At 60.9% G+C, this 21,415-nt stretch carries 24 protein-coding genes; 12 read left to right on the top strand and 12 right to left on the bottom strand.

The features are described from left to right. Window positions 1-104: 104 nt before the first annotated feature. Window positions 105-722 carry an invasion associated locus B family protein gene (locus tag ACERHN_RS19125; protein WP_415920602.1) on the bottom strand — a complete coding sequence of 206 codons (618 nt, stop codon included), beginning with the start codon at window positions 720-722 and terminating at the stop codon, window positions 105-107. A gap of 419 nt (window positions 723-1,141) precedes the next feature. Between ACERHN_RS19125 and ACERHN_RS19120 the strand changes: the two genes are divergently transcribed. Beyond that, a complete protein-coding gene (locus ACERHN_RS19120; protein WP_415920601.1) occupies window positions 1,142-2,683 on the top strand; it encodes a helicase HerA-like domain-containing protein in 1,542 nt (513 codons plus the stop codon). On the opposite strand, the gene ACERHN_RS19115 is transcribed toward ACERHN_RS19120, so the two are convergent. The 8 genes from ACERHN_RS19115 to ACERHN_RS19080 form a co-directional block, all read right to left on the bottom strand. Continuing rightward, the gene (locus tag ACERHN_RS19115) at window positions 2,670-3,359 is read right to left on the bottom strand and encodes a DUF2306 domain-containing protein (RefSeq protein WP_415920600.1); all 690 of its coding nucleotides are present in this window, start codon (window positions 3,357-3,359) and stop codon (window positions 2,670-2,672) included. The genes ACERHN_RS19120 and ACERHN_RS19115 overlap by 14 nt on opposite strands. Beyond that, a complete protein-coding gene (locus tag ACERHN_RS19110) occupies window positions 3,356-4,660 on the bottom strand; it encodes a branched-chain amino acid ABC transporter permease (RefSeq protein ID WP_415920599.1) in 1,305 nt (434 codons plus the stop codon). The genes ACERHN_RS19115 and ACERHN_RS19110 overlap by 4 nt, the downstream gene beginning before the upstream one ends. Next, window positions 4,657-5,667 carry a branched-chain amino acid ABC transporter permease gene (locus ACERHN_RS19105; protein WP_415920598.1) on the bottom strand — a complete coding sequence of 337 codons (1,011 nt, stop codon included), beginning with the start codon at window positions 5,665-5,667 and terminating at the stop codon, window positions 4,657-4,659. The genes ACERHN_RS19110 and ACERHN_RS19105 overlap by 4 nt, the downstream gene beginning before the upstream one ends. Continuing rightward, on the bottom strand, window positions 5,667-6,053 hold the full coding sequence (locus tag ACERHN_RS19100) for a hypothetical protein (protein ID WP_415920597.1): 387 nt from the start codon (window positions 6,051-6,053) through the stop codon (window positions 5,667-5,669). The genes ACERHN_RS19105 and ACERHN_RS19100 overlap by 1 nt, the downstream gene beginning before the upstream one ends. Before the next feature lies 1 nt (window position 6,054). After that, window positions 6,055-6,768 (bottom strand): ABC transporter ATP-binding protein, encoded by a 714-nt coding sequence (locus tag ACERHN_RS19095; RefSeq protein WP_415920596.1) that lies wholly within the window; start codon window positions 6,766-6,768, stop codon window positions 6,055-6,057. Next, the gene (locus tag ACERHN_RS19090) at window positions 6,761-7,372 is read right to left on the bottom strand and encodes a hypothetical protein (protein WP_415920595.1); all 612 of its coding nucleotides are present in this window, start codon (window positions 7,370-7,372) and stop codon (window positions 6,761-6,763) included. Before ACERHN_RS19090 ends, ACERHN_RS19095 begins: the two co-directional genes overlap by 8 nt. Next, window positions 7,369-8,151, bottom strand: coding sequence for an ABC transporter ATP-binding protein (locus ACERHN_RS19085; protein WP_415920594.1), 783 nt, complete (start codon window positions 8,149-8,151; stop codon window positions 7,369-7,371). Before ACERHN_RS19085 ends, ACERHN_RS19090 begins: the two co-directional genes overlap by 4 nt. 93 nt (window positions 8,152-8,244) lie before the next feature. Further along, window positions 8,245-9,444: an ABC transporter substrate-binding protein gene (locus tag ACERHN_RS19080; protein ID WP_415920593.1), complete on the bottom strand. Its 1,200-nt coding sequence runs from the start codon at window positions 9,442-9,444 to the stop codon at window positions 8,245-8,247. A gap of 155 nt (window positions 9,445-9,599) precedes the next feature. Here ACERHN_RS19080 and ACERHN_RS19075 point away from each other — a divergent pair, with 155 nt between their 5' ends. After that, window positions 9,600-10,688 (top strand): PQQ-dependent sugar dehydrogenase, encoded by a 1,089-nt coding sequence (locus tag ACERHN_RS19075; protein WP_415920592.1) that lies wholly within the window; start codon window positions 9,600-9,602, stop codon window positions 10,686-10,688. Here the strand turns inward: ACERHN_RS19075 and ACERHN_RS19070 are convergent. Both ACERHN_RS19070 and ACERHN_RS19065 read right to left on the bottom strand, forming a co-directional pair. Then, window positions 10,685-11,014, bottom strand: coding sequence for a TfoX/Sxy family DNA transformation protein (locus tag ACERHN_RS19070; protein WP_415920591.1), 330 nt, complete (start codon window positions 11,012-11,014; stop codon window positions 10,685-10,687). The two genes, ACERHN_RS19075 and ACERHN_RS19070, sit on opposite strands and share 4 nt — an antisense overlap. A 233-nt stretch (window positions 11,015-11,247) precedes the next feature. Further along, a complete protein-coding gene (locus tag ACERHN_RS19065; protein ID WP_415920590.1) occupies window positions 11,248-12,153 on the bottom strand; it encodes a galactose mutarotase in 906 nt (301 codons plus the stop codon). Window positions 12,154-12,576: 423 nt separating this feature from the next. Between ACERHN_RS19065 and ACERHN_RS19060 the strand changes: the two genes are divergently transcribed. Then, the gene (locus ACERHN_RS19060) at window positions 12,577-13,746 is read left to right on the top strand and encodes a tyrosine-type recombinase/integrase (protein ID WP_415920589.1); all 1,170 of its coding nucleotides are present in this window, start codon (window positions 12,577-12,579) and stop codon (window positions 13,744-13,746) included. A 134-nt stretch (window positions 13,747-13,880) separates the two neighbouring features. After that, window positions 13,881-14,066, top strand: a complete 186-nt coding sequence (locus tag ACERHN_RS19055; RefSeq protein ID WP_415920588.1) for a helix-turn-helix transcriptional regulator — start codon at window positions 13,881-13,883, stop codon at window positions 14,064-14,066. A 31-nt stretch (window positions 14,067-14,097) separates the two neighbouring features. Here the strand turns inward: ACERHN_RS19055 and ACERHN_RS19050 are convergent, their stop codons facing one another. Beyond that, window positions 14,098-15,081: a DUF2806 domain-containing protein gene (locus tag ACERHN_RS19050; RefSeq protein ID WP_415920587.1), complete on the bottom strand. Its 984-nt coding sequence runs from the start codon at window positions 15,079-15,081 to the stop codon at window positions 14,098-14,100. Window positions 15,082-15,284: 203 nt separating this feature from the next. Between ACERHN_RS19050 and ACERHN_RS19045 the strand changes: the two genes are divergently transcribed. From ACERHN_RS19045 to ACERHN_RS19010, 8 genes are all read left to right on the top strand, one after another. Further along, window positions 15,285-16,799, top strand: coding sequence for a terminase TerL endonuclease subunit (locus ACERHN_RS19045; RefSeq protein ID WP_415920586.1), 1,515 nt, complete (start codon window positions 15,285-15,287; stop codon window positions 16,797-16,799). Between the two features lie 119 nt (window positions 16,800-16,918). Next, complete coding sequence (locus tag ACERHN_RS19040; RefSeq protein ID WP_415922773.1) at window positions 16,919-17,170, top strand: HNH endonuclease; 252 nt, start codon at window positions 16,919-16,921, stop codon at window positions 17,168-17,170. Next, the gene (locus tag ACERHN_RS19035; RefSeq protein WP_415920585.1) at window positions 17,164-18,426 is read left to right on the top strand and encodes a phage major capsid protein; all 1,263 of its coding nucleotides are present in this window, start codon (window positions 17,164-17,166) and stop codon (window positions 18,424-18,426) included. The genes ACERHN_RS19040 and ACERHN_RS19035 overlap by 7 nt, the downstream gene beginning before the upstream one ends. Beyond that, window positions 18,426-19,007, top strand: a complete 582-nt coding sequence (locus ACERHN_RS19030) for an HK97 family phage prohead protease (RefSeq protein WP_415920584.1) — start codon at window positions 18,426-18,428, stop codon at window positions 19,005-19,007. The genes ACERHN_RS19035 and ACERHN_RS19030 overlap by 1 nt, the downstream gene beginning before the upstream one ends. After that, a complete protein-coding gene (locus ACERHN_RS19025; RefSeq protein WP_415920583.1) occupies window positions 19,004-19,558 on the top strand; it encodes a hypothetical protein in 555 nt (184 codons plus the stop codon). The genes ACERHN_RS19030 and ACERHN_RS19025 overlap by 4 nt, the downstream gene beginning before the upstream one ends. Next, the gene (locus tag ACERHN_RS19020; RefSeq protein WP_415920582.1) at window positions 19,558-20,574 is read left to right on the top strand and encodes a hypothetical protein; all 1,017 of its coding nucleotides are present in this window, start codon (window positions 19,558-19,560) and stop codon (window positions 20,572-20,574) included. The genes ACERHN_RS19025 and ACERHN_RS19020 overlap by 1 nt, the downstream gene beginning before the upstream one ends. Beyond that, window positions 20,567-20,989: a hypothetical protein gene (locus ACERHN_RS19015; RefSeq protein ID WP_415920581.1), complete on the top strand. Its 423-nt coding sequence runs from the start codon at window positions 20,567-20,569 to the stop codon at window positions 20,987-20,989. The genes ACERHN_RS19020 and ACERHN_RS19015 overlap by 8 nt, the downstream gene beginning before the upstream one ends. After that, window positions 20,986-21,396 (top strand): hypothetical protein, encoded by a 411-nt coding sequence (locus ACERHN_RS19010; protein WP_415920580.1) that lies wholly within the window; start codon window positions 20,986-20,988, stop codon window positions 21,394-21,396. Before ACERHN_RS19015 ends, ACERHN_RS19010 begins: the two co-directional genes overlap by 4 nt. Window positions 21,397-21,415: the final 19 nt, after the last annotated feature.

The raw sequence follows: 21,415 nt of genomic DNA, 5'->3' as shown, positions 1-21,415 counted from the left end.
TTCAGGCAGGGTTATGCGATTCAGGGTTCTGTATTTCTGCTTTAAAATACAAAAAGAGGCCGCGACATGTGCCGCAGCCCCGATGCATGATGGTGCGTCACGCGTTACTGCTGCGCGACGGATGTCTTTTCGAACGACGCGGTAAAGCCCGACAGAGACAGGTTCAGATCCACCTTTTGATCCGGTGCCAGTGCGGGCACGATGGTGACGGTCGCGGCATTGCCACGGCGGAAGGCATTGATCTCCTCCTGCACCAGGCCCACGCGGGAATAGCAGCCCACCGTGTTGCAGAACGCAAACGGATAGCGGCGCGCCTGACCGGCATCGACCTTCATGGTCAGCTGTTCCGGCAGCGACGTTTCCAGCGGCACGATGATCGTTGCCCCGGCCACGGCACGGCCCCCTTCGGGCAGGCGGAAGATCGAGATTTCCGCAACTGGCGTGCCTTCGCTGTCGGTCATCAGCTGGTACATCTGGCACGGGTCTTCGCCGTCTTCGGTACGGATGCACCGCATTTCCCAATCGCCATTCTTTTCGCTGATATAGGACTGGCCCACTTGCGGCTCATTGTTGGCCGGTTCGCCAAGGCTCAATTGGTCTTCGATCGTCGAACCGGCGTCTTCTGTCTGCTCGGTCTCTGCCGCTTCGGTGTCTGTCGATTGCGCCCAAGCGCCGACCGGAAGCAGAAAAGCGAGGCTGAGAGCAAGGAGTGACGTGCGCATGGTAAACCCTGTGAAATTGCGTTTTGCGGTTGCTACCATGTAGGCGCAGGCATGTCAGCGCGAAACGACCAAGATTTTCGTGATGCGGAACTGTGTCAGGCAAGCTGTTGGCGTGAAATAGAAAAAGGAGGCCGCAAAGCCCCCTTTTCCGTATTTTCTTCTCTCCCCGTCGGACTGGCCGACTTATGTGACGCGAGGTTACGGAAGCGTGAGTCGTGGGTCAACCGCAAATTTGCTGGGAAACTTGGCAAGATGTGACGCGCGCAAAAAAAGGCCGCGCACAAGGCGCGGCCAGTCTGACAGGGAGGAAGTGTTCCGCGCCAGGAGGACATGTCGGCGGGAACGAAGATCACTATGGCGTCAAAAGGTTAACTTTGTATGGTCGTCGCGAAAGTGTGCATGGACAAAGAGTTAACGCGATGGACAACAAGATTTTTATCGGTGGCGGCGGCGCAGATTATGCTGAGCATCAGGGACTGACGCTAAACTACGCCAACCGACACGGATTGGTGGCAGGTGCCACCGGAACGGGCAAGACCGTAACCCTCCAGATCCTGGCCGAAGGGTTTTCGAACGCAGGCGTTCCGGTGTTCCTGTCGGATGTCAAAGGCGACCTGTCGGGCCTCGCCAAGGCGGGCAGTGAGACGCACAAGCTGCACGGGCCGTTCACCAGCCGCGCGGAAAAGATCGGGTTTGACGATTACACCTACCACGCCTGCCCGGTGACGTTCTGGGATCTGTTCGGTGATCAGGGTCACCCGGTGCGCACCACCGTGTCCGAGATGGGCCCGCTGTTGTTGGCGCAGCTGCTGGATCTGAGTGAGGCGCAGGAAGGTATCCTGAACATCGCGTTCCGGCTCGCGGATGAAGAGGGGCTGCCGCTGCTGGATCTCAAGGACCTGCAAGCGCTCTTGGTGTGGATCGGAGAGAACGGCAAATCACTCAGCCTGCGTTATGGCAACGTGTCCACTGCGTCGATCGGGGCGATCCAGCGGCGGCTTCTGGTTCTGGAGAACCAGGGGGCAACGGACCTCTTTGGGGAACCGGCGCTGGCGCTGTCGGACCTGATGCGCACCGATGCGGACGGGCGGGGGATGGTCAACATCCTCGCCTCGGACAAGCTGATGGCGTCGCCGAAACTTTATGCGACGTTCCTCTTGTGGCTCTTGTCGGAGCTGTTCGAGGAACTGCCCGAGGTGGGCGATCCGGACAAACCCAAGCTGGTGTTCTTCTTTGACGAGGCGCATCTGCTCTTTGAGGACGCGCCCAAGGCGCTCGTGGACAAGGTCGAACAGGTCGCGCGCCTGATCCGGTCCAAGGGGGTTGGCGTCTATTTCATCACGCAGAACCCGGCAGACGTGCCCGAGGACATCCTTGGCCAGTTGGGCAACCGCATCCAGCACGCGCTGCGCGCCTTTACCGCCAAGGACCGCAAGGAATTGCGCATGGCCGCCGAAACCTACCGCGAGAACCCGCGTTTCGACACCGAAGAGGCGATCCGCGAGGTTGGCGTGGGTGAGGCGGTGACCTCGATGCTGATGAAAAAGGGTGTGCCCGGGATTGTGGAGCGTACGCTGATTCGGCCCCCGTCATCGCAGCTTGGCCCTATCACCAAGGCCGAGCGGGCGGCCCATCTGGCCGCGTCCGACATGGCGGGCAAATATGACGCGCCGATGGACCGCAAATCCGCCTATGAAATCCTGAAGGCACGGGCCGAAAAGGCCGCGGCAGAGGCCGAAGCGGCAGAGGACAAGGTCGAGGAGATGGAACCGGCGCTGCGCGAATTCAATGCCGCGCGCCGCTATTCCGGGGCACGGGTGTCACGGTCCACATCGCGCCCTGCGCGGCGTGGTGCGAGCTTTGGTGAGGCGATGACCAAGATGGTGGTCAAGGAGCTGACCGGCACCACAGGTCGCCGCATCGTGCGCGGTGTGCTCGGTGGTCTGTTCAAGGGGCGCTGACGCGCCCGCCTGCGCCGCCCGTCCGGCGCAGGTGCCACTCCACGATCAGCAGATAGGGGAGGTAGAAGGCAAACACCTGTATCTGATCAAACACGCCCGAGAAATCAGACCGACTGCCAAGGCGGCAGGTCGCCTCGCCCCAGGTACACGTGATCCCGTACCAGATCCCGTAATGCACGCGGTAGATCCACGATCCCAGACACAGCACGATCAGGCGCAGACCCCACGCGCGGTGCGCATCAATCGCGTGGGCTCTGGCGTGCCGATACGTCTGAACCGCCGCCACGGCCATCAGACCGCCATAGAGCGCGAAACCGACAGACATGATGGGCCCGCCAATGGTCCCGCGCAGCGCGATATAGATCAAACCGCTCACCGCTGTGATCAGCGCCAGTGGTGCAAGCGTCCGCCCGCTCACCCTGTGCAAACGCGGCCAGCGCCGCCGCAAGGGACCGGCCCATTGCACCACCGCCAAAAGGGTGATCACCCCGCCAAGGACCATATGGCCAAAGATCGCCAGATCGGACGTCGCGGTTCCCGCCAGTCGTCCGCGCGCCGCTGCATCGCCTGACAAGCCGCCCACACCGCGCCAGAGCGCGTACCACGAGAATTCCTGCACCGCCAGAAACAGCAGACCCAGACCAACCAGCGCCCAGATCGTGCGGGCGCGCCTCATTTTTCCGGGATCAGCCCGCGTGGGCTGAACCGCAGCACCAGCAGCAGCACGACGCCCATGGTCAAAAGCCGCATATGCGCCGCCGAATCCAGCAGGTGATCGCGCAGCCAGAACCCTTCGGCCATTCCGGCCGTGACCATCTGCATCAAGCCAAGGCCAATCGGCTCCACCATCACCCACAGCCACCAGATCAGGAACCCACCGAGCACGGACCCAAGGTTGTTGCCTGATCCGCCCACGATCACCATCACCCAGACAAGAAAGGTAAAGCGCAGCGGCTGGTACGATCCGGGCGTCAGCTGACCATCCAGCGTCGTCATCATCGCCCCGGCAATGCCGCAGACGGCCGAGCCGAGCACAAAGATCTGCAAATGCCGCGCGGTCACGTCCTTGCCCATGGCCTCCGCCGCGACCTCATTGTCACGGATGGCCCGCATCATCCGACCCCAAGGGCTGTGTAGCGCCCGCTGCGCCAGCATGAACAGTACGATCAGAACCACGGCAAAGAGGCCCGCATAGATCAGCTTGACCCACAGCGACGAGGCCGTCACCGGATCAAGACCCCAGCCCGACACGCGTTCGACAAAGGCGGGGTCGTTCTGCAGGTCGATCTCGTACGGGGCAGGGCGGGGCAGGCCCACCACGTTCTTGACCCCGCGCGCCAGCCAGTCTTCGTTCTTCATCACCGCAATGATGATCTCCGCAATCCCCAGCGTCGCAATGGCAAGGTAGTCCGAGCGCAGGCCCAGAGCCGTCTTGCCGATGATCCACGCGGCCCCTGCGGCCAGCAACCCGCCCACGGGCCACGCAATCAGCACCGGCAGCCCCAGCCCGCCGAGATAGCCCGCATTGGCCGGGTTCACCGCCTCGACCGCTGCAACGCCGCCGTCGAACACGGCGCGGTAGACAAAGAACCCGATGATCAGGATGACCAGCATCCCAAGGGTGCGCACCCGCCCCTTGGGCAATGCGCCATGGGCAAGGATGGCCCCAACGATGGTCGCGGCGCCCAGCACCAGCGCCAGGATCACGCGCAGCCCCCCTGCGGACCACGCGTCCCCTTCGGGCGGCATCGACACAAGCACCGTCGCCAGCCCGCCAAGCGCCACAAATCCCATGATGCCCACGTTGAACAGCCCCGCAAATCCCCATTGCAGGTTCACGCCCAATGCCATGATCGCCGAGATCAGCCCGAAATTCAGCACAAAGAGCGCCGAGTTCCAGCTTTGGACAAAGCCGGTGCCGATGATCAACGCCGCGACAAATGCGAAATAGAGCGTGTTGCGTGCCGTGTCGCTCATACCGATTTCCCCGCGAATAGGCCCGTAGGCTTGAACAGAAGCACGATCAGCAGGATCACAAAGCTGACCGCGAATTTGTAGTCCGTGGACAAAAGCTGGGCCAATCCGTCCGGTGCAATCGCCTCGGGCAGGGCATAGTTCGCCACTTTCTTCCAGGCATAGGTGATCATGACTTCGGAAAAGGCGATGGTGAACCCGCCCGCGATCGCTCCCAGCGGATTGCCAAGCCCGCCCACGATCGCAGAGGCAAAGATGGGCAGCAGCAGCTGGAAATAGACAAAGGGTTTGAACGACTTGTCGAGGCCGTAAAGCACGCCCGCAATGGTGGCCAGCGCCGCCACGATCAGCCACGTGACCATCACGACCCGCTCCGGGTTGATCCCCGAGAGCAGCGCGAGGTCTTCATTGTCGGAATAGGCACGCATGGACTTGCCCGTCCGTGTGCGGTTGAGGAAGTAGAAGAGTGCTGCCACCACGATCACGGCCGTGATCACCGTGATCCCTTGGGTGGTCTTGAACGCCAGCCCTTCGTCGAGCCCCGTCAGCGCCTTGAATTCCCGCACCGAGATGATGAACCGCTCGCCATCGGCAAAACGCTGGTCATTGGGCCCGATGATGAACCGCACCAGCCCGTTCATGATGAACATCACCCCAAGCGAGACCATGACAAAGATGATCGGCTTGGCCTTTTGCGCGCGGTAAAAGCGGTAGACGCCCCGGTCCGTGGCCAGCACCAGCAAGGCGCAGACCCCAATGCCAAAGGGCAGGGCGAGCAGTGCGGTGGGCAGCGGCCCGGCGCTGATGCCCATGGCCTGAAACCCCCAAGTGATCAGGATCGTCGCCATGGTGCCAAAGGCCATCGTGTCGCCATGGGCAAAGTTCGAGAAGCGCAAGATGCCATAGATCAGCGTGACCCCGAGCGCCCCGAGGGCCAGTTGCGAGCCGTAAGCTATGGCCGGGATCAGGACGAAGTTGGATAGCGCGACGAAGGCGTTCAGGAAATCCATTAGTTTTTGCCTCCGTACATGGCGCACTGTCCATGCCATTGTGAAGTAACGAATTCCCCTTGGAATGCTGTGTGTCTTGAATGGACTGCTTGTCCCTCATTCAAGACAGAAGTGGATTGGACAACTCCACTTCCTGCTGGCTCGACAAAGGATATCGCATCTTCTCCGACCAACGGCATTACCTGAACAAAATCAACGTTGCCTTGCATATATGCCTGTCCTTGCTCATCAACAAAGAAGGTAAGCGACAACTCTTTGGTCGAACAACCAGTGCGTTGTGAGCATTCAGTGTCAAAGTTGCAGACGAACGAAGTCGCTTGCGCTTGTGCTGTAGCAGAAATCATTATTCCCATTAGCAGCACCGTTGCTGGAGCAAGATTGTACATCTTATCCCCCCAAGAAACTCTTGCGCACTTCTGGATCGGCCAACAATTCCTTGCCCGTCCCCGTATACGCATTGCGCCCCTGCACCAGCACATAGCCCTTGTCGGCAATCTCCAACGCCTGACGTGCATTCTGTTCCACCATCAGGATCGGGATGCCGGTGCGCGCCACTTCGATGATCCGGTCAAACAGCTCGTCCATGACGATGGGGCTGACGCCGGCGGTTGGCTCGTCAAGCATCAGCACCTTGGGCTGGGTCATCAACGCGCGCCCCACGGCGACCTGCTGGCGCTGCCCACCGGACAACTCGCCCGCCGCCTGCCGCCGCTTTTCGCCAAGGATGGGGAACAGCTCATAGACCTGAGCCATTGTCTCGGAAAAATCATCGCGCCGGATGAACGCGCCCATCTCCAGGTTCTCCTCCACCGTCATGGAGGTAAAGATGTTCGACGTCTGCGGCACAAACCCCATGCCCCGCGCCACCCGGTCCTGCGGGCTGAGCGCGGTGATGTCCTCGCCATCCAGCCGCACGGCACCTTGCCGCACGTCCAGCATGCCGAACACCGCCTTCATCGCCGTCGACTTACCCGCCCCGTTGGGCCCCACAATCACAGCAATCTCACCGGGGTCCACCGCCACAGTACAGTCATGCAGGATATCCGGCCCCGCGCCATAGCCACCGGTCATGGTATCGCCGATCAAAAACGGCTCAGCCATCGAAAGCCTCCAGGTTTACCTTGTTCATCAGGTCCTCATGGGCGGTTTGGTGATCTCGGTGAAAGAGGGTAAACCCATTCCGCTGCGTTTTGAAAATCAGTAAGCGACCGTTTTGGTCTACGATGCTGAAGGCTATAACGCGCGCAAGAACGTTATAAACGATGCGCGTTCCGGTGAATTCCCCAAGCTGGATGGGCTGTTCCTGAAGCAAAGTTGGCGCAGTCCCACTGATGTCTGCCAATTCGGAAATCGCACGGTTTAACGATGCTGAGCCGATGGGCTCGCCAATTGGTGTCAAGGACGTGACAAAACCTTCGATGGTATCCCGCACAAATACTGGGCGGAGGGCTTTTGTGTCGGTTTGTGGAAAGGGTGCCCAGGAGGATGGCAAAGCACAGAGTTCCCCGACATGTGCGATTGCCGTGCAGCGTTCGCCTTGATCGTCGCTATAGCGCCAGAAACCATCGTCGAATATCAAGATACGTTCGCCTGCCACCTCAGCCTCGGAAACGAGGCTTCTTGCGTCGGCCAAGGTCGATGCCATCGCCAAAATTGTGGATAAAGCAATCAACCGAGCAGCCAAGGCACCAAGATTTACGGTCATGCGCCCACCTTGTCCTTGTTCTTGAGACCCGTGCCCAGATAGGCCTCGATCACCTGTTCGTTCGCCTTGATCTCGGCCAGAGACCCTTCGGCCAGCACTTTGCCCTCGGCCATACAGATCACCGGCCCGCAAATCCGGCCAATGAAGTCCATGTCGTGCTCAATCACCATAAAGGTATAATTTCGCTCCGTATTCAGCCGCAGGATCGCATCCCCGATTGTGTTGAGCAGCGTGCGGTTCACGCCTGCGCCCACTTCGTCCAGGAACACGATTTTGGCGTCCACCATCATCGTCCGCCCCAATTCCAGCAGCTTTTTCTGACCGCCAGACACCTGTCCCGCCTTGTGATCGGCCAGATGCTCGATCGTCAGGAACTCAAGAACCTCATCGGCCTTGGCGGCCAGTGCGCGTTCTTCATCCGCGATCCGCTTGCGTCCGAACCACGTGTTCCAGAGCGTCTCACCCGATTGTGCGCCGGGCACCATCATCAGGTTTTCGCGGCAGCTCATGGAACTGAACTCGTGCGCGATCTGGAACGTGCGCAGCAGGCCCTTGTGGAACAATGTGTGCGGCGGCAGACCGGTGATATCCTCACCATCCATTGTCACCCGACCGGAGGTGGGTTGAAGAACGCCTGCGATCACGTTGAAAAGAGTGGTCTTTCCGGCTCCGTTTGGCCCGATCAGCCCGGTGATCGACCCCTGTTCGATCGTCAGCGTCGCGCCGTCGACCGCGTGAAACCCGCCAAAATGCTTGTGAATGTCGTCAACGACGATCATGTCCATCCCCGCGCTGCTTTAAGAACAGTCTTCAAGATATTGAAACAGCCCGGGGAAATCCCCGGGCTGCCTTGGCGTCACATGCGCTGTGACTTAGCGGAATTTGGCCGTGGTGATCTTGCCACCGTCGACAACGATCTGACGATAGTTGCCGGCACTTTCGCCGGGGCCGATCAGTTCAACCGCCGTGGCACCGACATAGTCGATGTCGCCGCCGTCCTTGAGGATCTGCAGCGCCTTGGCGAGCTGCCCGGGGAAGATCTGTTCGCCCGGTGCGTTGGCCACGTCCATGACCGATCCTTTGAACTCTTCGGAATCGGCGGATCCGGCCGCTTGCATGGCCAGCATGATCAACGCCGCGGCGTCATAGCTTTCCGGTGTGAAGGGCGATGTGGCGTCAAACGCGTCACCGACCATTTCGGTGAACATCGCGGCCCCTTCGCTGTCGGTGCCGGGGTGCTGACCAGTGGAGCCTTCGATTTCATCGCCAAAGTTCTCTTCGAGCTTGGCGCCAATCATCCCGTCGGGGAAGTGGAACGTGTCGAACGCACCGGAATCGAGTGCGGCCCGCACGATGCCCGAACCGCCCTGATCGACATAGCCTGCAACCACCAGACGATCACCGCCCGCAGACGCCAGCGCGCCCACCTCGGCGGAATAGTCCGCTTTGCCGTCTTCATGTGCGGCGTTGATGGTCACGGTGCCACCGGCGGCTTCAAACGCCGCCTGGAAGCTGTCGGCGAGGCCCTTGCCATAGTCGTTGTTGGTATAGGTGACGGCGACTTCCTTGATGCCTTCTTCCATCAGCACTTCGGTCATCACAACGCCCTGACGCGCGTCGGACGGTGCCGTGCGGAAGAACAAGCCGTTGTCTTCGTTGTCATTGTGCGACAGGCCCGGCGATGTGGCCGAAGGCGACACCATGACGACGCCGTTGGCGACGGCCACGTTATTGAGGATCGCGCCGGTCACACCGGAGCAGTCCGCGCCCATGATCGCGTTCACGCCGTCCGCAGTGATCAGACGTTCCGCAGCCGCTGTGGCCGCACCCGCATCGATGCAGGTCGAATCCGCGCGCACCGAAGACACCTTGGCACCGTCGAGCAGCAGGCCGCTGTCGGTCACTTCTTTCATCGCCAGTTCGGCGCCATCGGCCATCGACGGTGTCAGCGATTCAATCGGACCGGTAAAGCCCAGGATGACGCCGATCTTGACGTCAGTGGCGTGGCCGTCTGCCAGCGCACCGCCCGCCATCAATGCTGTAGCGGCCGAAGCCATCAACAGTTTTTTCATGTGATTTTCTCCCTGTGGAATTTTTTCCTGACCGTGAACCTAGGCGGCCCGCATCCAAAAGAAAAGTGGGTTTGTGGCGCGCGCGCACGCGATTGTGGGTGGACGCGGGCCGTTCGCTTCTTACGTCTGAAGCAGAAATTCACAGGAGGTTCACCATGCGTTTGTCGGTTCTTTTGCTCGGCCTGATCTGGCCCGTTGCAACGCTGGCGCTCGACACAGATCGGGGTGCGGTGACCGTGACCCCAGTTGTCTCAGGCCTTGATCAACCGTGGGGTGTCGCGGAATTGCCGGATGGCAGCCTTCTGATCACCGAGCGCGACGGCCAGCTGCTGCGCGCCGTGGATGGGCGAACGTCGCGGGTCCAAGGGGCGCCGCGTGTGGCCGCAGACGGGCAGGGCGGCCTGCTGGATGTCACGCTGGCGCGCGACTTTGCCAGCAGCAGGACGGTGTTCCTGACCTATTCCAAGCCGCAATCGGGCGGGGCGGGCACAGCCCTTGCCGCAGGTGAGCTGAGTGCGGATGGCCGCCGTCTGGACAACTTGCGCGATCTCTTTGTCTCTGCGCCTGGATTTTCGGGCGGACGCCATTTCGGCAGCCGCGTGGTCGAAGGCACCGATGGCACGCTGTTTGTCACCATCGGTGATCGCGGCACGCGGCCCTCGGCGCAGGACCGCAGCAACCACAATGGTGCAATCGTGCGCGTCAACCGGGACGGCACTGTGCCCGGCGACAACCCGTTTGTCGGACAAGACGCGGTGCAACCGCATATCTGGTCCTACGGTCATCGCAATCCGCAGGGTGCGGGCCTTGATGCGCGTGGCACGCTGTGGACGGCAGAGCATGGCGCGCGCGGCGGGGACGAGGTGAACCGCATCGAAAAGGGCGCAAATTTTGGCTGGCCGGTGATTTCCTATGGCGTGCACTATTCCGGGCGCAAGATCGGAGAAGGCACGGCGCGCCCCGACATGGAACAGCCCGCGCATTTCTGGGACCCCTCGATCGCGCCATCCGGTCTGATGGTCTATCAGGGGGACATGTTCCCGGAATGGCGTGGCGACATGTTCGTGGGCTCGCTCAAGTTTGGCTATATCTCCCGGCTCGAACTGTCGGGCGGGTCCGCCCGTGAGGCAGAGCAGATCGAAGGGGATGAAACGGGCCGGGTGCGCGACATCGTCGAGGCACCGGATGGCAGCATCCTGTTCATTTCCGTAGGCAGCGGCGCGGTCTACCGCATCACGCGCTAGGCTTTGGCGACAACGCCAATCTCGTCCAGGATACGTTCGATGCCGTTCAACGGGTCGGTGACCACCTCGTCCTTGATCGCGTCGAACCGGGCGCGCAGCGCTTTTTTCTCGTCACCCTTGCAGTCGTTCCACGGTCGCCCCTGAAGGCCCATGACAAGCACATAGTAGCCGATGAAATGCGCCCGCATGCCAGAGCGCAGCAGACGGCGGTAGGTCTCGTCCGGTCCAAGGTCGCGCAGGGTCTGCGCGTCCATGATCCCCGCCTTGGCACAGGCGGCGTCCATGGCCGGGCCAAGATTGCGGATGCTGGATACCGGATCGCTCATGATCGCACTCTAAGGCGTTGCGCGGTCCGGTGCAAAGCACCGCAATTCTCAGATACTGGCGAAATCCGTAAAGACGGGCGTGGGCCGCGGTTCTTTTTGCGGCTGCGGCTTGGGGGCGGGTTGTTTTGTGTTCGTGGGCATTTTCTGCCCTCCATGTTCTGCTCACCGCTTGCGTGTGCGGTGCACAGACCTCAGCAGGTCACTGTGCCGTGGCGATGGCCGAATTGTGGCAATTATGTGGCGGGTTGCAGCGTGTACCGGGTGATCTGTCTGTACGGCGCCTCGGGCGTGATGATCACCGGCGGGAAATCGTTGGTGTTGACCGCGTTTGGCCAATCCTGCGGCTCCAGCGCGCAACCGGCAAAGGGGGCGACGTCCGTGCCCGGGATCGTGGGCAGACCGGCCCCGGAATAGACCTGCAGGCCCGGCTCCGTGCTGTCGATCTGCAAAACAGCCTTGTCACCGGTCAGCGTGGCCACATGTGCGGGGTCCGCCCGCCGCGCGGTGGCGATGCACAGGTTGTGATCAATATCGTCCGGCATCGGTTGCGCGGTGCGGAAATCGAACGCTGTGCCCGCGACCGGATGGATCACGCCGGTGGGAATGTTCGCAGCATCCGTGGGCAGGTAGTGTTCCGCCGGGCATTCCAGCAGCATGCGGCCCCCAAGCGCCCAGTAGGGGTGGTGCGCCAGAGCCATCGGCGTCGCGGCATCCGTGATCGCGTCCAGCCTCAAATTCAGCGTCGTGCCGGTGATGGCAAATGTCGCCGTGATCTCGCGCCGCCCCGGCAGGCCACACGCCCCATCGGGCAGGATCAGGGACAGGGTCAGCTGGGCCGGTCCGTGATGTGTCACCGTCCAGTCCCGCGCATGCGCCCCGTCGGGGCCGCTGTGCAAACAGGTCTGTCCTTCGTTCTGTGGCATCTGATAGGGCGTGTCGCCAACAGTGAGCTGGCCCAGATGCACCCGATTGGCAACGGGCCCGATCAACACGCCGCCATAAGCGGCCAGCAACGCGGGCGCGTCGTCATCCAGCAAGAGGTTCGGCCCGCCATCCAGGTGCACCCCCCGCATCCGCGCCCCGCGCGTTTCGAACATGGCGGTCAGGCGGTCAGAGGCGATGGTCAAAAGGTCAGTCATGCGCACACCATGGCCCAAGTGGTGGTAGGGTGCAATTGGAACGCACTGCGCGGCCGACCCAATCGGAGTGTACGACTTTTCGTGCACTCACGCGGCTTGCGCGGACGAAGTGGAGCAAGTTGGCCAACGCCTGCTTCGGTTAACCCGTTTCCAGGATTAGAACCGCGCAATGCGCATCCTTGAAGAGAAATATGAACCTCATCCACCGTGGTTCTACGGGCTTGCCAATGCCTCAGTGCTCTGGGATTTTGGCTCCGGCGGTAGGATTATAATCGCTGTCTCGCCTTGTCTCTATTTGTCTCATATCTACCTGTTTAGCATTGATTTTTCGGATTGTGTTGTCCAAGTCTGTCTCAATCAATCTCCCGCTTTCCCCACACCAATTGTGGGAAAAATGGTGAAAAGAAGTGGTAGGGTACAGACATGCCGAGATACTTGTTAACGGTCAAGAAGGCCGACGCGCTCAAAGAGCCGGGGCGTTATTCGGACGGAGGCGGCCTCTATCTGCATGTTGGCAAGGGGGATGCGCGGTCTTGGATCATGCGCATCATGCAGCGCGGCAAGCGACACGATATCGGCCTTGGCTCTGCGAACTATGTCACCTTGGCCGATGCACGTGAGATGGCGGAGGAAATTCGCACCCATGCCCGCAAGGGTGGGAGCGTCGAAGCGTTCATACGTCGCCGCCGTGATGAGCAAGCCAAAGTCAAGACCGTCGAGCAAGCCGCCCGTCTGCACTTCGCTGAGGCCAGCAAGCCTTTGGCCAAGCGCACCCGCAATCTATGGGAAAGCCGCCTCACGGAACACGTATTTCCGGTCATTGGCCACATGCCCATTCAGGATGTGACCTCGCGGGAAATCAAAAAGGTGCTGGCACCGTTGTGGAACGACAAACCGGACACAGCGCACCGGGTGCGGGCGCGTCTCAACCAATTGTTCCAGTGGGCCAGCGTCGAACAACTCTACCCCCACAAGAACCCGGTGGACGGCGTGGGCGAGGCACTAGGCGACAACACGCGTGAGACGAAACACCATGCGTCTCTGCCGTGGAAAGAACTGCCCGCGTTTATGAAAGAGGTGGCCAAGCGGGAAGGGTCCTCTGCCCGGTGCCTTGAATGGCTGATCTTGACGGCAAGCCGCTCAATAGAGGCGCGGGGCACCCGGTGGGATGAAATCGACTTTGAAAACGCGGTCTGGACGGTCCCCGCCGAACGCATGAAGGGCAAGCTGGACCAGAGAAAGGAACACAGGGTGCCGCTATCGCCTGAAGCGTTGGCGGTAGCAGAGAGCATGCGCGGCCTGCATGCCGAACTGGTGTTCCCCAGCCCACGGGACAAGGTTCTGTCCGACATGACCTTCAAGAGCGTGTTCAAACGCACGGGGCACGACGACATAACCGCGCATGGGTTTCGGTCTACGTTCCAAGACTGGACTGACGAAAACCAGATTGCCGACACCATGGTTGCAGACAGAGCGCTTGCTCACCGCGAGGAAAGCAAAGTGCGCAAAGCATATGCGCGCAGCGATCTATTTGAATTGCGCAGGCCATTAATGAATGAATGGGGTGCTTATGCCTTTGGAAAAAGGAGTTAATTCCCCGCACCCGGGTGCGGAAAGGCTAGAAATCCCTACTAAGAGTGTACCGATGGGTACACAAGTATCTGTTTCTATTGACTTTTATTCCAGCCTCACATAGTTTCGTCTCTGCTCTTTAGTGAGGTGACGAAATGCAATCTGACGTGCAGCTTATTCGCGATACCGAGGCCGCAGCTATTCTAGGGTGTGGTAGGTCTACATTCTGGAAGTGGGTGGCCAAAGGAATTGCGCCGCAGCCAATTCGGTTGGGGGGCGCAACGAGATGGAGGCGTAGTGATATCGCAGAACTCACTAAAAGCGAAAGCGGCAGGCGCTAACTGCTTTATACACTCATACAACGCCTGCGCGTTAGACTTTCTTGAACTCCGGGTTTGAATGCACACTTGCGATGGGTATCGTGAAACCCGTGCCCTGTACGACACCTGCACCATAAACCACCCTCTCAAGGTTGTTGTTTCTTATGGCACGTTTGCAGAACTCCTCCACATTGAAGACTGGTTGCAATGCGTGGAATAGCCCCCGCCCGGCTGAGGACAGAAGACCTACTTTACCCATGTGGACTGTGGAGTTAGCGTTTCCGTGTAGTATTGCGAACTGACCTCGCCCCATGTCCATTCCTATGCTTCCATCTGCTCCCAGCTTGGGGTTGTACTGTTTGTCTGATGAAAAAAAGCCGGATTGCTCCACCTCGGCAATTGCAAGAACTGAAAGGGGTTCTGGGAGAACCTCCAACAACGTAACCCCAATTGGCAACGTCGCTGGCATCAACTTATCAATAATTTGTGCAGTTTCCCGGTCCAGCATTGATACGAAGTGCAATGTGGAAGGCGTTATTGAACCTGGCTCTCTTATCTCACCGGCTAATAACTTGCCGAACAAAATCTGAAGGTCAGGCTCTCCAGCTTCCTCCGCATGTCGTTCAAACTTGTCCAGCCAGCCATCCGATGGCCCATCGCTTTCTGCTGCTGGAGGGCTTTCAGCCAAATCCTCTAGGGCAGCTTTGACAACGCCATCTTTGTTATTTTGAACCCGGAAAGCACGAGAGAGCATCGAATTCATAGCTCGGTCAATTACTGTGGGATCATTTACGACGTTTTGTTTTACTTGATCTGCAATTGCCTTTGTCAAAGCGCTTCGCGCTTCAGTCTTGTCTCTTATCCCTTGCACAACACCGTCAAGATAGGCCGCTGGAATTTCGACAGTTGCTCCGATAAGCCGACTTACGGCCTTCCCTGCCGGACCAGCCAATACTTGAGGGAGACCACCCTCGACAATGGTGGACAACCAGCCGTTTTGTTCTTGTGTTTGGTCGTTGTTGGTATCGTCTGTCAATTCAGTCTCCACGGGCAACTCTGTCAAAACATAGTATAATCCGGCAGCCACTGCCACAATAAGTTGTGCTCCTGTACCCTTAGGGGACCCCTGCCCGGAATAGGCCGTGCGGGGGAAAGGTACGGAGACCAGGGGGACCCTTCTCTGTGCCGCACACGTGGGGCCAAATGGACGGGACCTTGCAAAATGCGTCTCCGCACCGGGTGCGGAAAAGGACAAGGCCGCTGGAAAAGCGCTTTGCCTATTGGCTTGCGTCCAACTTTGTAATTCCGACCGGACAGAATGCGGGGCAGCCTTTTGAACTGCACCCATTCCAGCTTGCCTTTCTGCGCGAGTATCTCGCCAAAGACTTTGACGGCCCGCGCTGGCGCACCTCCATTTTCAGCACGCCCCGCAAGCTGGGAAAGTCCACATTCCTAGGCGCGGTGTTGCTGGGGCGCATGTGCCCCGATAGCCCGATACATATTCCGGCGTTCTCTGGGGCCATCGCTGCACCCACCGAAAAGCACAGCGGTTACATCAGCAATGCCATGCGCGCCTTGATGGAAGGTGCGGGTCGCTCGGATCAATTTGTAACCAAGGCCAACCCTCGGCCCGGCATGATCTACATTGGTGACGGGGCGTTGATCCTGTCCACGGGTACACGCGCGCAGGGCCATGGTGCAGACCTTGACCTAGCGGTGATTGACGAAACGGGCCTGATACCCGGGCACAAAGACGAACTGGTGCAGGGTTTCTTCGACGCTCTGTCCGCACGCAATGGCCAGCTTGTCCTAACCGGCACGCGCGGTGATGCTGCCGAGTATAACGACCTGATCGAGCGGCCCGACAAACGCACCTTTGTGTGCCTCTACGGTGCCGAGAAAGAAGACGATGCGGCCAGCCCCGACACATGGGAAAAGGCCAACCCTGATGGCGGCCAGATCAAGCCCCGGCGGTTTCTGCAGGACGCTTACGCCAAGGCCGAACAGTCTGGCAGCCTTGGCGAGTTCAAGGCGTGGCACTTGAATATGCCGCTCAGCCCCACCCGCGAATTGCTGGTGGACTATGACACGCTGGCCAAGGCGTATCGCGATGCGCCACAACCCACTCCCGGGGAACCCGTACACCTCGGCATTGATCTGGGCGGCGCGGCGTCCATGACGGCGGCCACCATCGCCTATGAGCAATCCGGGCTTATCCGAGTGTTGGGGGCGTTCCCGGGCGCTGATCTGGACCTGTTGGCCCGGGGCAAGCGGGACATGGTGGGGGACCTCTGGCAGCGCTGTGCGCAGGCTGGGGAGTTGATCGAAACCAGCGGGTCCGTGTCGGACTTGCAAGAGTTTCTGCCCGAACTATTGCAGCGCATCGGGCCGCACCCGGTGCGCAGCGTGTCCTGCGACCGCTACCGGCAACACGAATTTGAAACCGCGCTGGCCCGGGCGCGCATCGCGTGGCCTGTCACCTACAGAGGCACCGGCCCCAAAGACGGGGACCACGACATACGCGCTACCCGTAAGCTGTTTCTGGCAGGCGCGGTGCATATGAAGCGCAGCCTCTTGCTGGAAGGCTCGCTAGGCGAAGCGGACGTGAAGGTGTCCACCACAGGCGCGTGTCAGTTGGACAAGAGCCACATTCACGCGCGCATCGACGTGGCGCAATCCCTCGTTCTGGCCCTCAGTGCCATGCTGCGCGCCCGCGAAACCGTTCCCCCTGAATATGAAGTGGAGGTGCTGTAGTGGCCCGCACCGATACCCGCCCCATCAACCGCGCCCATTGGTTTGGCACCGTGCGCCCCTTTGTGGCCCACCGGGCCAGCTTTCGGTGTGAGCAACCCGATTGCTGCGTCTATGTCGGCATGCACGGCCACGTTGACCACATCATACCGCGTTCCGAATGCGAGATACTGGGGGTGCATGTCTATGACGTGACCAACCTGCAGTATCTCTGCCCGTCCTGTCACTCGGTGAAGTCTAACACAGAGCGGCGAAAGGTTGGGGGGCAGTCCGCCCCACGGTCCCCCACCCGGTCAAACGTCCAAGGCCGCGAGGCATTCCTCGCCGCTGCGGGCATTCCCAACCCCCAGCAGCAAGAGGAAACCCCATGCTGAAATCCCAAGAAATCCAGCTTGCCCAAAGCAAAAGGCGCGAGCGCATGGCCGAAATCCAACAGGCCGATGAAATCACAGAGGACGGGCGCACCGAACTGCGCAGCCTGACCGATGCCTACCAAGGGGCAGAGGTGGAACTGCGCGCCGCGATCCTTTTGGAAGACGCAGAGCGCGAAAGCATCAAAGAACCCGACAAGGCGCAGACCGACTTTGACCGGGAATGCCGGGCGTTTGACCTTTCGGCGGTTGTGGCGGCGCAGACAGACGGCAAGGCCCTGACGGGCCGAGAGGCCGAGGTGAGCGCCGAACTGGAAACGCGCCACGGCCAAGGCCAAAAAGGTATCCGCTTCCCGTGGGAAAGCCTGATGGAAACCCGCGCCGATGCGGTGACGGATACCCAACCGGGCACCAGTCAGGAACTGGCCAGCCGTCCCGTCATGTCTGCGCTTGAACGTTTCTTTGAAACCAGCGCGGCGGGCCGCTTTGGCGTCAACGTCATGCAGGTGACGGGCACGCCCACATTCCCCGAAATCACCAGCGGCGCGGCCCTGTCGTGGGTTGCTGAGGGCGCGGGCGCGGATGCTGACACCATCACCACCACCAGCAAGGCCCCGGCGATGCACACGGCCACAGGCCGCTACGTGCTGACGCGCCAAGCCATTCGCCAGAACTCTGCCCTGCAGCCCATCCTGCGCCGCGATCTGGCCGAGGTGCTGCGCGAAGGGATCGACCTTGCCATTTTCCAAGGCACGGGTGCCGATGAGCAACCGGCGGGTTTTGACGCTGTGCTGACCGGCGGGCGCACGGCTGCGCTTGATGACGTGGCCAGCTTCTCTGAGTTCCTGTTGCGGGCCACTGAAATTCAGGAAACCGCTAAGCTTTCCAGCCCGGGCGGCGTGCGTATCGCGGGTGCGCCCATTGTCCACCAGACCCTTGCCGATACGCTGGTGACGGGTACGGCGGTGTCCGAACTGGACCGGCTGCGCAGCGCGGGCTTTGGTATGCTGTGGTCCAGCCAGGTATCGGCCCGGGGCGCGCGGGACGCCACCGACAAAGGGGCCAGCACGGTCTACTTTGGGGCTGGGTCAAACAATGCCTTTGTGCCCACGTGGGGCAGCCCCGAATTGATCGTGGACCCGTACAGCGAAAGCAAGACAGGCAAGGTGGCGCTGACCATGTTTGCGTTTCTTGATGTGCTTATTCAGCGGACGGCCACGCACTGGTTCAAGCTGACGGGCGTGCAGGATCGTGCCTAATGGTACGGCCCATCTACAAAGCGGCGGGGCTAGAGCTTCGCCGCGACGGCAAGCGGCCCGTGATTGCGGGCAGCTTTCCGTACAATTCGCTGGCCACCATCGCGGACAGGGGACGGGTGCGCAAAGAGCGCATCGCCCCGGGGGCCTTTAACTGGACGCTGGAAAACGAAGACCGCGAAGTGTCGCTATTGTTCGGCCACGACTTCGACAAGCCGCTGGCCAGCCGTCGCAACGGGTCGCTGGAACTGGTGGCCACCGATGACGGTCTGACCTTCACAGCGTCCATTGCCCCAGATTTGGAAGAGGTGACCCATGTGCGAGACGCACTCACTCTGTTGGGCGCTGGTCTGGTTAGCGGTATATCTCCCGGTTTCCGGGTGCCCCCTGCGGAAGCCGCTGGCGAGACGGAAAGGCTGGACCCTGAACCGGGCAACCCGGGCGTGTTCATCCGAACAATTCTGGCCTTGGTGCTGTACGAAATTTCACTCGTAACACGGCCCGCGTATGAAGACGCACAGGCCGAATTGCGCGCGTTTCAAACCCCGCACCCGGTGCAGCCCCACAGGATCATTCTGCCATGAGCATCACCGAATTTTCCCAAACGCGGGGCACTTTGCCTACGTCCCCAGACGCAGCCAGCGTGGCCCTTGAAGCGTCCACAACCAATGACCGGGCCGCGTCCATGATTGGTGCTAGCTGGTCCCTTGCCGAGACCTACACAGGCCGCCTGTATTGGCCTGTGAACGCTGCTGTGGCGGTGGGGGTGCTGGACGCAGAGGGGGCGGTAACGTGGCCGCGTTACCCCTTCCCAGCGGCTCTGACGGTCGAGCAATGGGACGGCACGGCATGGGCGGCCTATGCGGCTGAATACGTGCCCGACACGGGCGAGGTGCTGAGCCTGCCCGTTGGCCGCTACCGCTTCACCAGCGGGTCTGTGACCCCCGAGGAGGTGCAACCGCATGTGGTGGAAGCCGTGCGCGCGCTGGCCCTGTACCAGCTTGTCCACAGCCCCACGCGGCGCGAGTTCAAGACCATCACGGCAGCCGATAGCACGCTGACGCGCGAAGCCTTGGCGGGTCTGTTTCGGGCCAGCGGGGCCGGTATCCTCTTGGCTGGGGAGGTGCGTTTCTGATGTGGCCCTTCAAACGCAAGGCCCCTGAGGTGCGCGCCGCGTTCCCCACCGTGACGGGGGAGTACATCGCTGGCCGCCAAAAGGTGCTGCAAACCAGTGGCGGCGTGAACCTGTCGGCCACCGTCGCCACCTGCGGCCAGACATGGGGCCGCGCTTTCGCCATGCTGACACCCGCACTGGGTGCGGAAACCCTGACACCGGACGTTCTGGCCGCCATTGGCTTTGATCTGTGCATGTCTGGCGAAAGCTGTTGGCATATCCGGGTAGAGCGCGGGGACCTGCGCCTGCACCGCGTGGCCTATTGGGACGAACTGGGCGGCGGCAAGTTCCACTTGCACCTTGCCCGACCCGGCGAAACGGAAACCGTGCGGGCGATTGAAGGTGAGGTGCTGCGCCTCACCGTGAACGCCCCGGCGGATCAACCGTGGCGCGGGCGGTCCCCGTTTGCGCTTATGGGGGCCAGCCCCCGGCTGATGGCCGAGATTGAAGGCGCGGTGTCTGGGGCGATGGAATGGACGGCCCGGGGCCTCTTGCCGTTCCCCGATAGCGTGCCAGAGGAACAACAGAACGCGGCGCTGCGCGGCCTTAAAGGCGGCGGCATGTTGGCCGCAATCAAGAGCCGCGCCGACTTTGCCGCCAACACAGGCCAGAGCCGGGCAAACGAGTTCAAGCGTGTGGACTTGACCCCAGACCTGCAAAAAGCGGACCTGCACCCGGCCACAGAGGGGTTGCACCACCGGCTTTTGACCGCGTGCGGCATTCCCCCGGCGCTGGTGACGCCACAGGGCAACGCGGGGGCCATGCGGGAAGGCTACCGCCTGTTTGTGTTGCAGACCATTGAACCGCTGGCCCGCACACTCTTGCCAGAACTGGCAAAGGTGGGTGTGACCAAGATGGATAGCAGCGCCATGCTGAGCGCCGATGTTGCGGGCCGCGCCCGCGCAGTGGGTGTGCTGGTGACGGCAGGCGTGCCGCTTGAAAAGGCCATGCGGCTTGCGGGGTGGGAGGATGCGTAGCTTTCAGGAAGCCTTTGCCCGCGCATCCCGGGTGCCCGGGTCCCCGTACCGCACGGCAGAACTCTACAGCGCCGAACGGGTGCCGGTGGACCTGTCAGCCGTGCCGGAAAACGAGCGCCACCTTGTGCGGGCCACGACCCAAACCGTGTACGATTGGATCGTGACATGCCCTTGCCTCTTGCGCTGGCAGGACGCGGGCGGCGACGGCACCATCACGCGCGGCACGGTGGGCATGTTCACCACATTCCTACCGCCCATCAATGATCTGGATTTGCCGCACATCCTGCAGGTGGATGGCCAGTGGTTGCGAGTGGCTGAGGTTCTTTCGCTGGACCCATTGCAGGTGTCCCACCGTCTGCAAGTGGTGCGCTGGCCCGAACGTGAACCCCCAACCATACGGAGTGCCCCACCATGACAATCGGACCCCGCCCACCGATTGAACAGAACCCCAGAACAGTGTTGCTAGACCTCGCCGCGCTCTATGGCGTGAAAGAGGAGGTGGCCGCGCTAATCGAAAGCAAGCCCGATCCCCGCCTGTTTAGCGGCATGCCCCAAATGCTGCAGTCCGCAAAGCGTGTAAAAGGCCTGTCAAACAACAAGTTGGCCGACCGCGCCGGAGTGGCACACAGCCTAATTGGTGACCGACTGCGCCATGCGCCAAAGAACCCCGGTGTGGCCACCTTGTCCGACTTGTCACGTGGGTTTGGAGTTCCTTACGGCCTGTTGCTCTGTCAGGCTTTGAAGGATTTGGGCAGCGAAGTCCCCGCGCCGGGTGCGGAGACACTGAGAATATCTTTTGTTCGCAATAGGTTGCGGCCATAACGTAGTAAAAACCGTTCAC

The sequence above is a fragment of the Tateyamaria rhodophyticola genome, assembly GCF_047777875.1.
Taxonomy (GTDB): Bacteria; Pseudomonadota; Alphaproteobacteria; order Rhodobacterales; family Rhodobacteraceae; genus Tateyamaria.
Note: the sequence above shows the minus strand (reverse complement) of the source record. Positions and strands in the feature narration are given on the sequence as shown.

Coding starts and splice junctions, on each gene's coding strand:
- ACERHN_RS19090 (WP_415920595.1), bottom strand. CDS start 7,372: ATGACCGTAAATCTTGGTGCCTTGGCTGCTCGGTTGATTGCTTTATCC.
- ACERHN_RS19100 (WP_415920597.1), bottom strand. CDS start 6,053: ATGTACAATCTTGCTCCAGCAACGGTGCTGCTAATGGGAATAATGATT.
- ACERHN_RS19085 (WP_415920594.1), bottom strand. CDS start 8,151: ATGATCGTCGTTGACGACATTCACAAGCATTTTGGCGGGTTTCACGCG.
- ACERHN_RS19055 (WP_415920588.1), top strand. CDS start 13,881: ATGCAATCTGACGTGCAGCTTATTCGCGATACCGAGGCCGCAGCTATT.
- ACERHN_RS19030 (WP_415920584.1), top strand. CDS start 18,426: ATGGTACGGCCCATCTACAAAGCGGCGGGGCTAGAGCTTCGCCGCGAC.
- ACERHN_RS19105 (WP_415920598.1), bottom strand. CDS start 5,667: ATGGATTTCCTGAACGCCTTCGTCGCGCTATCCAACTTCGTCCTGATC.
- ACERHN_RS19065 (WP_415920590.1), bottom strand. CDS start 12,153: ATGACTGACCTTTTGACCATCGCCTCTGACCGCCTGACCGCCATGTTC.
- ACERHN_RS19125 (WP_415920602.1), bottom strand. CDS start 722: ATGCGCACGTCACTCCTTGCTCTCAGCCTCGCTTTTCTGCTTCCGGTC.
- ACERHN_RS19035 (WP_415920585.1), top strand. CDS start 17,164: ATGCTGAAATCCCAAGAAATCCAGCTTGCCCAAAGCAAAAGGCGCGAG.
- ACERHN_RS19080 (WP_415920593.1), bottom strand. CDS start 9,444: ATGAAAAAACTGTTGATGGCTTCGGCCGCTACAGCATTGATGGCGGGC.
- ACERHN_RS19010 (WP_415920580.1), top strand. CDS start 20,986: ATGACAATCGGACCCCGCCCACCGATTGAACAGAACCCCAGAACAGTG.
- ACERHN_RS19040 (WP_415922773.1), top strand. CDS start 16,919: ATGCACGGCCACGTTGACCACATCATACCGCGTTCCGAATGCGAGATA.
- ACERHN_RS19095 (WP_415920596.1), bottom strand. CDS start 6,768: ATGGCTGAGCCGTTTTTGATCGGCGATACCATGACCGGTGGCTATGGC.
- ACERHN_RS19060 (WP_415920589.1), top strand. CDS start 12,577: ATGCCGAGATACTTGTTAACGGTCAAGAAGGCCGACGCGCTCAAAGAG.
- ACERHN_RS19075 (WP_415920592.1), top strand. CDS start 9,600: ATGCGTTTGTCGGTTCTTTTGCTCGGCCTGATCTGGCCCGTTGCAACG.
- ACERHN_RS19025 (WP_415920583.1), top strand. CDS start 19,004: ATGAGCATCACCGAATTTTCCCAAACGCGGGGCACTTTGCCTACGTCC.
- ACERHN_RS19110 (WP_415920599.1), bottom strand. CDS start 4,660: ATGAGCGACACGGCACGCAACACGCTCTATTTCGCATTTGTCGCGGCG.
- ACERHN_RS19015 (WP_415920581.1), top strand. CDS start 20,567: ATGCGTAGCTTTCAGGAAGCCTTTGCCCGCGCATCCCGGGTGCCCGGG.
- ACERHN_RS19070 (WP_415920591.1), bottom strand. CDS start 11,014: ATGAGCGATCCGGTATCCAGCATCCGCAATCTTGGCCCGGCCATGGAC.
- ACERHN_RS19115 (WP_415920600.1), bottom strand. CDS start 3,359: ATGAGGCGCGCCCGCACGATCTGGGCGCTGGTTGGTCTGGGTCTGCTG.
- ACERHN_RS19120 (WP_415920601.1), top strand. CDS start 1,142: ATGGACAACAAGATTTTTATCGGTGGCGGCGGCGCAGATTATGCTGAG.
- ACERHN_RS19020 (WP_415920582.1), top strand. CDS start 19,558: ATGTGGCCCTTCAAACGCAAGGCCCCTGAGGTGCGCGCCGCGTTCCCC.